Below are 13217 nucleotides of genomic sequence, written 5' to 3' on the forward strand. Positions count from 1 at the left end.
CGTCCGCCGCAAGAAGCTCCGTGCATCGTCCCCGCCGCGCGCAACCGGACCCTTCCTTTGCGTCACCGCTTCAGGTGCAATTTTTGATCCGTTTCGAGGGAACGCTTGGCCGCCGTCCGCGTTCAGGAGCGCCGTTCATTCGGCATCCGTATATCCGCGAAAAGAAGTCACATAAGGAACGGGTCATGCTCGACACTGCCTTCGCTTCCCCGATTGTCGTCCTTGTCGGAATGGGATTTCCGCTGGAAATCAAGGGCGTCATGGACGCTGTCCGCTACATGGACGGACAGCCGGCCCAGTCCCGGGACGAGGCGTTTCACGCGACCTATGGCGCGTGCCGTGACGCGCTGGAGGGCAATGCCTCCGTAGCGGAAGCGCGCGATGTGCTGTGTGCCCTGGCCCGGCGTCGCGGTGTTCTCGTCGAGGAAAGGCGGAGCCGGCCAGCGTCCGCAGTCGCAGGCGGCTCGCTGGCCGCCTGATCGCCCCGGCGACTGAGAGAAGCGCTTGCTTTGAGGAGCTTCATCGTTTATCGCCGATAAACGATGAACATGCTCTCGCCTGACACGACCATGGATGCGGCGCGACGGCAGCTTGCCTTGCGCTTCGCGGCGCTGTCGCATCCCGTCCGCATCGAAATCCTGCAACACCTTGCCCTCCATGATGCCTGCTGCTGCGGCGACGTCGTGCAAAGGCTCGATCTTGCGCAATCCACTATTTCGCAGCATCTGAAGGTGCTCGTGGAGGCGGGCCTGGTTAGTTACCGGCCCGATCGACCGCGTTCCCGTTACAGCGTCAACCGGGAAGCGCTCGCGGCGCTCTCGGACTCGGTCGCAAGCCTCGTCAAATCCTGCTGCTGACCCGCACGAATTAAAGGCACGCCACATTGGCCACCCAAACTGTTTCCGGCGATTCCGGATCGACCTTCAGCGCGCTGACGAGCCTCTGGCCCTATATGTGGCCGCCGGACCGCCGCGACCTGAAGCTGCGCCTGGTCTATGCGACCGTGCTGCTCTTCATCGCCAAGGGCGTGCTGGTGCTCGTGCCCTATTTCTTCAAATGGGCGACCGATGCGCTGGCCGGCGATGCCACGTCCGCACCGCCGCTGCCCGATTTCCTGCTCGCGCCGGTGATGCTGGTCATCGCCTACAATGTGCTGCGGATCACGCAACTCGGCTTCAACCAGTTGCGCGACGCGCTGTTCGCGCGGGTAGGGCAGCATGCGGTGCGCCAGCTTGCCTACCGCACCTTCGTCCACATGCACGAGCTGTCGCTGCGCTTCCATCTCGAGCGTCGCACCGGCGGCCTGTCGCGCATCATCGAGCGCGGCACCAAGGGCATCGAGACGATCGTGCGCTACACCATGCTCGCAATGGCGCCGACCGTGCTCGAATTTGCGCTGACCGCCGTCATCTTCGCGGTCGCCTATGGCTGGACCTATGTCGCCGTCATCGCCGTCACCGTCTGGCTCTATGTCTGGTTCACGGTGAAGGTCAGCGACTGGCGCATCGGCATCCGTCGCGAGATGAACGACAGCGACACCGACGCCAACACCAAGGCGATCGACTCGCTGCTCAACTTCGAGACGGTCAAATATTTCAACAACGAGAAGATGGAGGCCGAGCGCTTCGACCGCTCCATGGCGCGCTACGAGAAGGCGGCGACCATGACCTGGGTGTCGATCGGCTGGCTGAACTTCGGCCAGGGCCTGATCTTCGGCGTCGGCATGACCGCCATCATGTGGCTGTCCGCCCGCGAGGTGATGGCGGGCACGCAGACCGTCGGCGATTTCGTCTTCGTCAACGCCATGCTGATGCAGCTTGCCCAGCCGCTCAACTTCATCGGCATGATCTACCGCGAGATCCGCCAGGGCCTGACCGACATCGAGAACATGTTCGACCTGCTCGCCATCAGGCGCGAGGTGGTCGACCGGCCGGATGCAGAGCCGATCGCCGTGACGGACGGTAGGGTCGAGTTCCGCGACGTGCACTTCTCCTACGACCCGGAGCGCCAGATCCTGAAGGGCATCAGCTTCGAGGTGCCTGCCGGCAAGACGGTCGCCATCGTGGGCCCCTCGGGGGCCGGCAAGTCGACGGTGTCGCGGCTGCTCTTCCGCTTCTACGACGTGGTGTCGGGCAACATATTGATCGACGGCCAGGACATACGCGACGTGACGCAGGAGAGCCTGCGCGCCGCGATCGGCATGGTGCCGCAGGACACCGTGCTCTTCAACGACACCATCGCCTACAACATACGCTACGGCCGCACGAGCGCCGCGCCCGACGAGGTGAAGCGGGCGGCCGACCTCGCCCAGATCGGCGGCTTCATCGCGCGCCTGCCTGACGGCTATGAGACGATGGTCGGCGAGCGCGGCCTGAAATTGTCGGGCGGCGAGAAGCAGCGCGTGGCGATCGCCCGCACCATCCTCAAGGCGCCGCCGATCCTCATCCTCGACGAGGCGACGTCGGCGCTGGATTCGCACACCGAGCAGGAGATCAAGGCTGCTCTCGATCTTGTGAGCAAGGGCCGAACCACCATCGTGATCGCCCACCGGCTCTCGACGATCGTGTCGGCGGACGAGATCATCGTGCTCAAGGACGGGCGCATCGTCGAGCGCGGCAAACACGCCCAACTGCTTGCGGAGCGCGGCCTCTACGCCTCCATGTGGGACCGCCAGCGCGAGGCTTCCGAGGCCGAGGAGCGGCTGCGCATCGCCCGCGAGGAGGACGCCGACGGCGTCATCGTGCGCCGCCGGACCCCGGAAGTCGCGCCTGGCGAATAGCGTTTCCGGGACCAATGTCGCGTTGCGGGGGGTAGTGGTTTCCGCTAATCAGGCGCGCAAGCCGAAACGGAGCGCGCCGGCGGGCGCGATGCACCCCAGCGATGAGCCTCGTCGACACCGTCAGGAACGCCTTCGTTCCGGTTCACAAGGAGGGCTATCCCTTCATCGGCGCCTTCGCCGTGGTGACGCTGCTTGCCGGCCTGTTTTCGACCAACCTGTTCTGGATCTGCCTCATCCTGACCGGGTGGTGCGCCTATTTCTTCCGCGATCCGGTGCGCGTCACGCCGACCGACGACCGGCTGGTCATCAGCCCCGCCGACGGCGTCGTCTCGTCCGTCGGCCCCGGCATCCCGCCGCGCGAACTCGGCCTCGGCGCCGGTGAAATGACCCGCATATCGGTTTTCATGAACGTCTTCTCCTGCCATGTGAACCGCGCGCCGGTGCGTGGGCGGATCACCAAGATCGAGCATCGCCCCGGCAAATTCCTCAACGCCGAGCTCGACAAGGCGAGCGAGGAGAACGAGCGCAACGGCGTCGTCATCGACAGCCCCAACGGCACCGTCGCCGCGGTGCAGGTGGCCGGGCTGGTGGCGCGCCGCATCGTCTGCTGGGCGGAGGCCGGCGGCAACATCGCCGTTGGCGAGCGTTTCGGTCTCATCCGTTTCGGCTCGCGCGTCGACGTCTTCCTGCCGGCCACCGCCACGCCGCGCGTTGCCGTCGGCCAGACGGCCGTCGCCGGCGAGACGGTGATCGCCGAATTCGGCGGCCCCGCCGCGACGCCGCTGGTGCGCATCGACTGATGGTGTTCCGACCGTTTCCTCCGCACGGCCGGGGTGGACCGCGCATCCGCGAGATCCCGCTGCGCATGGTGCTGCCCAACCTGATCACCGTGCTGGCGATCTGCGCTGGCCTGTCCGGCATCCGTTTCGCCTTCGAGGGGCGCTTCGAGACGGCGGTCGCCATGGTGCTCTTCGCCGCCTTCCTCGACGGCATAGACGGGCGGCTGGCGCGCATGATGAAGGCGACGTCGAAATTCGGCGCGCAGATGGATTCGCTGGCCGACATCGTGAACTTCGGCGTCGCGCCGGCGCTGGTGCTCTATGCCTTCCTGCTCGACCGAGCCGGTTCGCCGGGCTGGATCGCGGCGCTGCTCTTCGCCATCGCCTGCGGCCTGAGGCTGGCGCGCTTCAACGTGCTCGACGAGGATCTCGAGCGGCCCGCCTGGCAGGAGGAATATTTCGTCGGCGTGCCGGCGCCGGCCGGCGCCGTGCTGGTGCTGCTGCCGGTCTATCTCGCCTTCATAGGCGTCTACCAGCCGGACCGCATCACCGCCTTCGCCGCCAGCGCCTTCACCGTGCTCGCGGCCTTCCTGCTGGTCAGCCGGCTGCCGGTCTATTCGGGCAAGAAGCTGAGGGTGCGGCGCGATCGCGTCATGCCGCTCATCCTCGCCGTCGCTCTGCTGCTCCTTCTGCTGTTCAGCTATCCCTGGCACACGCTGTCGGCCGGCATCATCGCCTACCTGCTCTTCCTGCCGCTGTCGGCACGCGCCTATGCCAAGCGCGCCCAGGTCGAGGAAGCGAAGCCGGCGGAAGAAAAGGCCGCTGACGCGGAAGCGGGCGTCGACATCGAGACCGACGAAAGCGCGGAGCCGAAAGCCTAGAGCGTTTCCGACTTTCTCCGAAAAGCGCGGAACCGCTCTATTTGTTTTTACGCAATTCCGGACGCAAAACCGCTGCGCACTTTTGCTGGAATTGCTCTAGGCCGCCAGCCCGAGCCCGAGACTCTCCATCGCCATCCGGCGCGCCGACACATAGTCAGTCTTGCCTGACCCCAGCATCGGGATCTCCTTAACCTTGACGATGCCGTCCGGCACCATGATCTCGGCGGCGCCGGCCTGCTTGCCGTGGCGGCGCAGCGCCTCGGCGTCGGCGTCGTCGGCGGTGGTGACCAGCACGATGCGCTCGCCGCGCCGCTTGTCGGGCACTGACACGGCGGCGTGATTGCCCTCCGGCCACAGTGCCTTCACCAGCATCTCGACCGCGCCGAGCGAGATCATCTCGCCGGCGATCTTGGCGAAACGTTTGGCCCGCCCCGATATCGTGACGAAGCCTTCGCGGTCGACCGAGATGATGTCGCCGGTGTCGAGCCATTCGCCGTCGAGCGGCTGCAGCTCGCCCGGCCGGTCCGCCGTCATGTAGCCGCGCATCAGGTTCGGCCCCGACAGAAACAGCCTGCCGCCTTCGGAAATGCCTTCGACCGACTCGATGCGCATGCGCATGCCCGGCAGCATGCGGCCCACCGTGCCGTCTCGGTTGTGCGAGGCGGTGTTGACCGCCACGACGGGCGCGGCCTCGGTCAGGCCGTAGCCCTCGACGATCTCCGCGCCGAAACGTTCGCGCCAGGTCCTGCGGGTGTCCGGCCGTACCGCCTCAGCGCCGGCGACGACGAAGCGCAGGCTCGAGAAGTCGCCGTCCTTGGCCGTGCGCGCATAGGCCGCCAGGAAAGTGTCGGTGCCGAACATGACGGTCGGCCGGAACTTGCGCGCGATCTCCGGGATGATCTTGTAGTGCAGCGGGGAGGGGTAGAGGAACAGCGGCACGCCGTTGACGAGCGGCAGCACCGTGCCACCGGTGAGCCCGAAGGAATGGAAGACCGGCAGCACGTTGAGCAGCCTGTCGGTTGGCGAGAAGGTGATGCGCGCCCCGGCCTGCGCGACATTGGCGAGCAGGCTCCTGCTCGACAGCACGACCGCCTTGGGCTGGCCCTCCGAGCCCGAGGTGAACAGGATGACCGCAGGCTTCTCCGCATTCTGCCTGGCCAGCGGGATGCGCCAGAGAAGCGCTGCCGAAAGCTTCTCCAATGCGCCGACGCTGGAGCGTATGTCCTCCAGCCAGACGAGTTTCGCGCCGTCCCTTTCGAGCGCTTCGACAACATCGCCGATTCCTGCCTTCTCGACGAAGGCTTTCGAGGAGACGACGGTCCGGATCGCCGCGGCCTTCGCGGCAGCCGTCACGCTTGCCGGGCCGGCGGTGTAGTTCATCATCGCAGCGATGCGGCCCCCCGAAGAGAGCCCGAGCAGCGCCAGCACCACGCCGTTGGCGTTGGGCAACAGCACTCCGACCGCCTCGCCGGGCCTGCTTGTCGCCGCGAAGCGGCGGCCGAGCACGCGCGCGCCGGTGAGCAGCTTCCGGTAGCTCAGCGCGCCGGTTACCACGTCCTCGACGATCGGTATCGACGCGCCGAACTGGCCGGCGGCGTCGCGCACGGCCTGGAACAGGCTGCGGTCGACATCGGCGCCCGCCAGCCGCGCTTCGGCCATGCGGTCGAACAGCGCGTTCGACGCGGTGGTCTTCGACGGGCCGCCGGCGCGCTCGATCAGTTCGGCGATCGTCATCGGGGGCAGCGCGACGATCGACAGCTTCCTGAACCAGCGGCGCGGCGCGCGCTGCTTCGGCGTCAGCGAGGAGGGCAGGAAGCGCCCGCCGGCGACGAAGACCGGCACGACCTTCGCATCGGCCTGCACGGCGATGCGGGCAAGCGCCCGGAACAGCCGGAAGGATTTGGTGTCCGGCTCGACATCGTCGGGCAGGTAGACGGCGAGCCGCCCCTTGCCCTTGAGCACCCGCACCAGCCGCCGGCTGACGAAGACATGCTTGGCGTTGAAGGTGATGGTGCGCGCAAGCTCGCGCCACGGCTCCAGCCACATCGACTTCGACGACGTCTCGTCGAGTATGTGCAGCGTCTGTTCCGGCAGCAGCGACAGCATCAGCGCCGGGTCGAGCTTGGACTGGTGCCAGACGGCGTAGATGACCGGCGCGTCGGCCTTGCCGGCCGTCTTGATTCGCGAATCGCCGATGCGGTGGATGAGCTTGAACGGCACGTAGAGGAACGCCTGCCGGAAGCCGACGCCGAGCCGGAATGCCTCGATCGCGGCGAGCGCCAGCCAGGTGGCGAGCAGGCCGAGCAGGATCGCTCCGGACAGGATCATGCCGCGTCTCCCTATCCTCGCGCGGCTCTTGGCGGCCGCGTCGGCCTGAACGTAGCGGAACGAGAACGCACGTCAATTGCGTGATTTCACGGCGCGATATGGCCCATGTTTCCGCGCAGCCGGTTAGTGCCTATATGTGTGGCCGTATCGGACAGGGAGAGATTTTCATGGATTCCGCCACGCTGAAGGCCATGCAGGCGCCGCTGAAGGACGCCTACCGCAACGACGCCGGACAGGCGCTGATCACGCTGCGCGCCAGGGGTTCGATCGACGACCAGAAGATCGCCTGCAAGGTCGAGACCGGCCGCGCCATCGCCGAAGCGGGGCTGCATCCGGCGACCGGCGGCAGCGGCATGGAGCTCTGCTCCGGCGACATGCTGCTCGAGGCGCTGGTCGCCTGTGCGGGCGTGACCTTGAAGGCGGTGGCGACCGCGCTGGAGTTCCGGCTGGACGGCGCCAGGGTCGAAGCCGAGGGCGACCTCGATTTCCGCGGCACGCTCGGCGTCTCGAAGGAAGCGCCGGTCGGTTTTCGCGCCATCCGGCTCAACTTCGATCTCGATACGGACGAGCCGCAGGACCGCATCGATTCGCTGATCAAGCTCACCGAGCGCTACTGCGTCGTCTTCCAGACCCTCAACACGCGGCCCGAACTGTCGGTGGCCGTCGATGCCGAGCGGCCGGTGGCCAAGCTCTGAAGCGGCATCCTTCAGATCTCGGCGGCATCGCAGCTCAAAAGAAAGGCGCCACCGGGGCGCCTTTTCTTTTGAGCTTCCGGAGTCGTCAGAACGTCGTAGCCACCCGCAGGAAGGGCCCGTGCAGCAACGGGTCCTCGTCGGCGCTGAGCGTATACCCCTGGTCCGAAACCGCCGTTCCCTCCCTCAGGTTCCACCACTGCTGGAGCCTGTAGCCAGCCGTGAAGGTCCAGGTGTCGTTGGCATGCCAAGACAGGCCGGCGAGGCCTTCCAGGTTGTAGATCGTACGGGAACTGTCCGTCCTTACGTCGTTGGCTTGGGTCTCGATGTCGAAGCTGCCGAACAGGATGGAGCCGGATGCTTCGGCGACAAAACCGAACTGGGAGCTTCCGAGCATCGTCTCCGACTGGAAGCCGACGCGCGGACCGAACGCCCAGCCCTCGGCCTTGTAGGTGATGGGGCCAAAGAAATCCTCATAACTGAGTTCGTCCCTCGAATGGAGGGCGCGAATGCCGAACAGGAAGCGCGTCAGCGGGTTGCCGTTGAAATGGTAGCCGGCATCGAGATCGATTGTCTGGAAATCCAGGTCCGATGTGAACCGGACGTCGCCGGCTTCTTCGTCGAAGCCCCTGCCGCTGATCTCGTCCAGCCAGGTGCCGGTTGCCGTGATCTGCCAGTCCCAGGTGGGATTGAGGAACCGCCGATAGGTGATCGCCGCGTAGAACCCGTCCTGATTGTCGAAATCGCCGAACTTGTCCGCGCCCGTTTCGCTGAGGTCGCCCTCCATCCAGATCGGCCCGCCCTCGATCGACAGATAGTTGAGCGGGCTCACCTCCGGCGGAGGCATGACCGGCATGTCGGCTGCATTGGCTGCCGGTGCCGCCCCTATCAGCGGCAGCACGAACAATGACTTGGATTTCAAGGACATCCGATAGACCCCGCAGTATCAGTATCGAACCCACCGCAGAAATGGGGTGCAATGTGCTTGGTTTTTCGACCCCGCGCAAGCATGCCGGACATTTCTTCATCTATTGTTGCCGAACAGCCATACTTCCGCGGTGAACCATAGTTCTCGCCAAGCAACGCGACCCTGGGCCGCGCCGAACTTGCTCGGGCGGTTTGCGGCCCTTCATGGATGCTGTAGTAACGGACATCTTCCAGGATCCGGGCCGCGCCACGTGAACGACCAATCGAAGTTTCGAGCCATGCCGGCCAATTTCGAGTCGTTCGGGGCGGTGGTTGACTTCCTCTCCCGGCGCGCCCCGTTCACGACGAACCGGGTGGGGCCCTTTATCCGCGCCATTCGCCGCCAGATACTGAAGGGGGAGCACGTGGCGGCTTTTGATGGCGAAATGCTTGTCGGCTATGCCGGCTGGCTGCCGACCACCAGGGCGGTCGCTGAAGCCTGGCTCGAGGATGGCGGCGAGCTTCGTCCGGCCGACCGCGACGCCGACGCCGTCGCCCTCACCATCGTCGCCGTCGACGATCCCGGGCTGACGCTCGGGCTTATGCGGGCGGCCCGCGAGATCAATCCCGGGCTCAGGGTGTACTTCAAGCGCTCCTACGCGGACGCCTCCCGCGCGGCCCGCAAATCCCAGGTGCTGAACGTGACGGGTGCCGGCGAGGGCGCCTTGGCCGAACGTCCCGCCGCAAAAAGCGCTGCCATCCCTGCCGGCGCACCCCTCCGGCCGGCCGCGCGTCCTCCGATCGCCGACGACCCTTGCGCGTTCCTCTATGCGCTTGCCCAGCGCGCGCCCGGCGCCACCGAGCGCATCGCGGTCGGCGACGAAAGCGTGCTCGTCGTCCAGGACCCCGATGTCGCCGCCCATGTGCTCGTCGGCAATCTCGCCAACTACCGGAAGAATTTCTCGTCCTTCACGCCATTCTTCGGCCGCAGCCGCCTGACCCTCGACGGCGAGGCCTGGCGCCGTTCGCAGCGCGTCAGCCAGAGCTTCATCGCCCCGCACGACGCGGCCCGCGCCGCTGGCATCGTGTCCCGCCTCTACGCCGGCCTTGCCCAAGAACTCGCCGCGACCGGTTCCGCTGCCGGCCCCGTAGACGGCGCCATCGACCGGGCCGCTGTGGCGGCGTTGACCGAGATCGTGTTCTCCACGCCGCTCGCAGCGCTCGGCGACGGTTTTGCCGCCGACCTCCGCCCGATCATCGGTTATGCCGCCGCGCGGGCGTGGGACCTGCCCGGCGTGCCGACCGCCGTCGACGGCGGGATGCTGGCCGGGGCGCAGGCGGCGTCAGGCCGGGTCCGCCAGGCGATCGCAGCGATGGTCGAGCGGCGGCGCGCTGCCGGACCCGCGAACGACGCCTTGTCGGCGCTGATCGCCGCCGCCGACCGCACCGCAGGCGAACCGGAGGAGGAGCGGATCGATCTCGCCGGCGAACTGCTGACGCTGGTGATCGCCGGCTCCGACACCACCTCGGCCGCCCTCGGCTGGGCGCTGTCGATTCTCGCCTCGCTTCCGTCCTTCCAGGACGCGTTGCGCGAGGAGATCCACTCCGCGTTGGGCGACGGCGAACCGGGGCTGGACGGCCTCGAACGGGTGCCGAGCCTGCGGCCCTTCATCGACGAGACGCTGAGGATGTTTCCGCCGGTGGCCATACTGTCGCGCTTTGCCGAAGGTCCCGACGCGGTCGGCGGCCATGCCGTCGCCGCCGGCGACCGGGTGCTGGTCTCGGTGATCGGCCTCCACCAGAACCCGGCGAGCTGGGAGGCGCCGCGCGAATTCCAGCTTGCGCGGCACGATCCCGATGCGCCCGGCCGGGCCGGGCGGCGATCGCATTTCATGGCGTTTTCGGCCGGGCCGAGGATCTGCGGCGGGGCGCGTTTCGCCCGGATCGAAATGGAGATCGCGCTGGCGCAGATTCTCCGCCGCTGCCGGCTGGAACTGGACGAGCCGCTGCCGCTCGCCTTCGACTGGGGCGCATCGATGCGCCGGCGCGGCGGCCAGAAGATGCGCGTGACCGCCCTCTAGCCGGACCTCGACCGCCTCGCGATCATTCCGGCGACGCTTCGTCCGCGCCGGCGTCGTCGCCTTCGTCGCCATAGGGCGACGTGCTCGGCACGCAGCTTGCCGACCAGCCTGCCGGGGCGGGCTGCTTCTGGTATTCGGTTATCGCCGAGGTGCATTCCTCGCGCGTGTCGAAATATCCGGGCATCGTGGTCAGCCCGCCCTGCGGACCCGCGACCACGAGATACCAGACGAGTGCGACTATGGCGGACATGAGCTTCCTCTTGAAGTTGCCTGAAGGTTTCGTGATGTCACGCCCATCTGATGGCAAAAGCGCGGCAGACTTTCACCTTCTATCCCGAACCGTCCAACCCGGGTCAACCGCGGTGGATCGCGGCCGGGCGTCCGGCCATTGAAATGGGGCGCTGGCGGGGGCAGAAAAGTCAGCCAGGAGGAATCGCCATGCCGGCTGCGCCGCGCCTCACGACGATCGGCTTCGATGCCGACGACACGCTGTGGCAGAACGAGCAGTTCTACCAGACGACGCAGGCGCATTTCATAGAATTGCTGAAGGATTACGCCGACCCGGAGCAACTGCCCGACCGGCTGCTCAAGGTTATGCTGCGCAACATCGGCGCCTATGGGTTCGGCATCAAGAGCTTCACGCTCTCCATGGTCGAGACGGCGATCGAGGTGACCGAAGGCAGGGCGCCTGCGCAGGTGATCCAGGAGATCCTCGCGGCCGGACGCGAGATGGCCAGACATCCCGTCGAGACGCTGCCCTTCGCCCGCGAGACGCTCGAGGCGCTTGCCGGACGATACCGGCTGGTCCTGATCACCAAGGGCGACCTCTTCGACCAGGAGCGCAAGATCGCGGAATCGGGCCTGGGCGAACTCTTCGAGGCGGTCGAGATCGTCAGCGACAAGAACAGGTCGACCTATCAGCGCGTCTTCGACAGGCATGGCGACGGACCGCACAGGAGCTTGATGGTCGGCAATTCGCTGAAGTCGGACATCTTGCCGGCGATCGCCGCCGGAAGCTGGGGGATCTTCGTCCCGCACGACCTGACCTGGGCCTACGAGCATGCCGAGGCGCCGCAAGGCGAAGCCCGCTTCCGGCAGGCAGCGCATCTCGGCGAGATCGCCGGGCTGATCGAAGAGATCGAGCGCGGATGAGCGAAAGCGCAATTCCCCCGACCGCGGGTTTTGATGGGCTGCTGCAGCGCGCGGCGGCGAGCCGCTTTTCCGCAGTGTCGGTCGTGGTTGTCGCGGCGACCCTTTTGATGATGCCGGCCTTCCTGGCTGGGCACATCGTCGGCCACAGCAGCATTCTCAACGTGGTGTGGTCGCAAGGCTTCTCCGGGCAGCTCTTCGCCGGCGATCCCTATCCGCGCTGGCTGCCGGACGTCAGCCGGGGAGCCGGCAGCGTGGTGTTCTATTTCTACGGCCCGTTGCCGTTCTACCTGACCGCGCCGTTTCACCTTCTGGTCGACCCCCGGCTGGCCGTCGTGCTGGGCAGTTGGCTGATGCTGGCGCTGTCCGGCCTGTCCTTTTTCGCTCTGGCCGGGGCGTTTGTCGGCCGGGGGGCGGCCCTTGCCGCGGCGATCGTCTACATGATGATGCCTTATCACCTCTTCGCCGACATATGGATAAGGGCGGCTATCGGGGAACAGGCGGCATTCTTCCTGGTTCCGTTCTGCCTGTTGTGCGCCTATCGGCTTGGCGATGACGCCCGCTACACCTTCGGCCTCGCCGCCGGCTTTGCCGGGCTTCTCGTCTCGCATCTGCCCTCGGCGCTGATCTTCGCGCCGTTCCTCACCGGCTTCTGCCTGTGGACGGCCTGGCAGGGCAGGGCCTTTGCCGTCCTCCTTCGGTCGGCTTTGGCGGCCGTGCTGGCGGGCGGGCTTGCCGCCGCCTACGTCCTGCCGGCGATGTTCCTGCAGGACATGGTGCAGGCCGACAACTGGGGCGTGCATCAGCCTGAAAGGAACCTGCTTTTTACCGTCGCGGGAAGTTTCGCGACGTTCCTGGCATTGGCTTTCGGCGTTGTGTGCGGGGTGGTCATGTCCGCCGCCGTGTCGATGATTGCCGCGCAGCGCGGCCGCGCCGTCGCGCCGTGGGTCGTCGCCGCGGTCGTCCTGGTCTTCCTGATGACGCCCTTGTCCGGCCGGCTGTGGCAGTCGTTGCCGATGCTGGAGCGTATTCAGTTTCCCTGGCGCGCCCTTGTCCTGTTCGAGCTTTGCGCCTGCATGCTGCTGGCCTTCGTGCTCGACGCCCGGCCGCAGGGAACCCGCATCGTCGTGCCGATGGTGGGCGTGTGCGTGATCGTCACGTTCTTCGCGTTTCTCTTTGGCAGGGGCGTTCTCGGAACGGAGGCTTCGCTGGTCAAGCCGATCGACGTCGAGAACGCCATGATCGCGATTGCCGCCGATGCACCCGAATATCTGCCGGCATGCGGACCGCCCGCCGATCCCGTCGAGCTCGCCACGGGCAAGTGGACGCGCATAGTCGAGCGCGCGCTTGCGGAGCGCGGGCCGGGCGTGCTGCCGGTGTTCTACTATCCGTTCCTGTCGGTGACGGCGGATGGCGCGCCCGTCGCGATTGCCTGCGATCCGGCGACGGGCCTGATCGCTGCCGATATTCCCGCCGGCGCCAAAGTCGAGATAACGAAGACGGCGCTGCCCATCGAGCGGCTCGGCTACGCGATCAGCGCCGCCAGCCTCATCCTGCTCGTTGTCGGGATGGCCTATGCAGGAAGGCGCACGCGCAACACCGCAGCCGGATGAAGCGCGCCG

General features: G+C 66.7%; 12 protein-coding genes. 9 read left to right on the forward strand and 3 right to left on the reverse strand.

Going from position 1 to position 13217, the window contains the following annotated elements:
* Window positions 1-185: 185 nt before the first annotated feature.
* The 5 genes from D8676_RS27335 (at window position 186) to D8676_RS13815 (ending at window position 4439) form a co-directional block, all read left to right on the forward strand.
* Entirely contained in the window at window positions 186-479 is a 294-nt protein-coding gene (locus D8676_RS27335; RefSeq protein ID WP_183097093.1) for a DUF982 domain-containing protein, read from the forward strand.
* A 63-nt stretch (window positions 480-542) separates the two neighbouring features.
* Window positions 543-857: a metalloregulator ArsR/SmtB family transcription factor gene (locus D8676_RS13800; RefSeq protein WP_121581477.1), complete on the forward strand. Its 315-nt coding sequence runs from the start codon at window positions 543-545 to the stop codon at window positions 855-857.
* A 26-nt stretch (window positions 858-883) separates the two neighbouring features.
* Window positions 884-2779 (forward strand): ABC transporter ATP-binding protein/permease, encoded by a 1896-nt coding sequence (locus D8676_RS13805; protein ID WP_121581479.1) that lies wholly within the window; start codon window positions 884-886, stop codon window positions 2777-2779.
* A 101-nt stretch (window positions 2780-2880) separates the two neighbouring features.
* A complete protein-coding gene (locus D8676_RS13810; RefSeq protein WP_121581481.1) occupies window positions 2881-3579 on the forward strand; it encodes a phosphatidylserine decarboxylase in 699 nt (232 codons plus the stop codon).
* Entirely contained in the window at window positions 3579-4439 is an 861-nt protein-coding gene (locus D8676_RS13815; RefSeq protein WP_121581483.1) for a phosphatidylcholine/phosphatidylserine synthase, read from the forward strand. Before D8676_RS13810 ends, D8676_RS13815 begins: the two co-directional genes overlap by 1 nt.
* 96 nt (window positions 4440-4535) lie before the next feature.
* On the opposite strand, the gene D8676_RS13820 is transcribed toward D8676_RS13815, so the two are convergent.
* Window positions 4536-6767: an AMP-binding protein gene (locus D8676_RS13820; RefSeq protein ID WP_121581485.1), complete on the reverse strand. Its 2232-nt coding sequence runs from the start codon at window positions 6765-6767 to the stop codon at window positions 4536-4538.
* A 167-nt stretch (window positions 6768-6934) separates the two neighbouring features.
* Here D8676_RS13820 and D8676_RS13825 point away from each other — a divergent pair, with 167 nt between their 5' ends.
* Window positions 6935-7462: an OsmC family protein gene (locus D8676_RS13825; RefSeq protein ID WP_121581487.1), complete on the forward strand. Its 528-nt coding sequence runs from the start codon at window positions 6935-6937 to the stop codon at window positions 7460-7462.
* 85 nt (window positions 7463-7547) lie between these two features.
* Here D8676_RS13825 and D8676_RS13830 read toward each other — a convergent pair whose 3' ends face one another.
* Entirely contained in the window at window positions 7548-8387 is an 840-nt protein-coding gene (locus D8676_RS13830; protein ID WP_147448195.1) for an Lpg1974 family pore-forming outer membrane protein, read from the reverse strand.
* Between the two features lie 277 nt (window positions 8388-8664).
* Between D8676_RS13830 and D8676_RS13835 the strand changes: the two genes are divergently transcribed.
* A complete protein-coding gene (locus D8676_RS13835) occupies window positions 8665-10446 on the forward strand; it encodes a cytochrome P450 (RefSeq protein ID WP_121581491.1) in 1782 nt (593 codons plus the stop codon).
* Window positions 10447-10468: 22 nt separating this feature from the next.
* Here the strand turns inward: D8676_RS13835 and D8676_RS13840 are convergent, their stop codons facing one another.
* On the reverse strand, window positions 10469-10696 hold the full coding sequence (locus tag D8676_RS13840) for a hypothetical protein (protein ID WP_121581493.1): 228 nt from the start codon (window positions 10694-10696) through the stop codon (window positions 10469-10471).
* A gap of 188 nt (window positions 10697-10884) precedes the next feature.
* Here D8676_RS13840 and D8676_RS13845 point away from each other — a divergent pair, with 188 nt between their 5' ends.
* A complete protein-coding gene (locus D8676_RS13845) occupies window positions 10885-11598 on the forward strand; it encodes an HAD family hydrolase (protein WP_121581495.1) in 714 nt (237 codons plus the stop codon).
* The gene (locus D8676_RS13850) at window positions 11595-13208 is read left to right on the forward strand and encodes a hypothetical protein (protein WP_121581497.1); all 1614 of its coding nucleotides are present in this window, start codon (window positions 11595-11597) and stop codon (window positions 13206-13208) included. Before D8676_RS13845 ends, D8676_RS13850 begins: the two co-directional genes overlap by 4 nt.
* Window positions 13209-13217: the final 9 nt, after the last annotated feature.

Origin of the sequence: Mesorhizobium sp. YM1C-6-2, assembly GCF_003666685.1 — a bacterium.
In the GTDB taxonomy this organism is placed as follows: Bacteria; Pseudomonadota; Alphaproteobacteria; order Rhizobiales; family Rhizobiaceae; genus Mesorhizobium_K.

Bases quoted from the DNA above. Each gene is read 5' to 3' on its own strand.
- D8676_RS27335 (WP_183097093.1), top strand. From the start codon at position 186: ATGCTCGACACTGCCTTCGCTTCCCCGATTGTCGTCCTTGTCGGAATG.
- D8676_RS13800 (WP_121581477.1), top strand. From the start codon at position 543: ATGAACATGCTCTCGCCTGACACGACCATGGATGCGGCGCGACGGCAG.
- D8676_RS13810 (WP_121581481.1), top strand. From the start codon at position 2,881: ATGAGCCTCGTCGACACCGTCAGGAACGCCTTCGTTCCGGTTCACAAG.
- D8676_RS13815 (WP_121581483.1), top strand. From the start codon at position 3,579: ATGGTGTTCCGACCGTTTCCTCCGCACGGCCGGGGTGGACCGCGCATC.
- D8676_RS13820 (WP_121581485.1), bottom strand. From the start codon at position 6,767: ATGATCCTGTCCGGAGCGATCCTGCTCGGCCTGCTCGCCACCTGGCTG.
- D8676_RS13825 (WP_121581487.1), top strand. From the start codon at position 6,935: ATGGATTCCGCCACGCTGAAGGCCATGCAGGCGCCGCTGAAGGACGCC.
- D8676_RS13830 (WP_147448195.1), bottom strand. From the start codon at position 8,387: ATGTCCTTGAAATCCAAGTCATTGTTCGTGCTGCCGCTGATAGGGGCG.
- D8676_RS13835 (WP_121581491.1), top strand. From the start codon at position 8,665: ATGCCGGCCAATTTCGAGTCGTTCGGGGCGGTGGTTGACTTCCTCTCC.
- D8676_RS13840 (WP_121581493.1), bottom strand. From the start codon at position 10,696: ATGTCCGCCATAGTCGCACTCGTCTGGTATCTCGTGGTCGCGGGTCCG.
- D8676_RS13845 (WP_121581495.1), top strand. From the start codon at position 10,885: ATGCCGGCTGCGCCGCGCCTCACGACGATCGGCTTCGATGCCGACGAC.
- D8676_RS13850 (WP_121581497.1), top strand. From the start codon at position 11,595: ATGAGCGAAAGCGCAATTCCCCCGACCGCGGGTTTTGATGGGCTGCTG.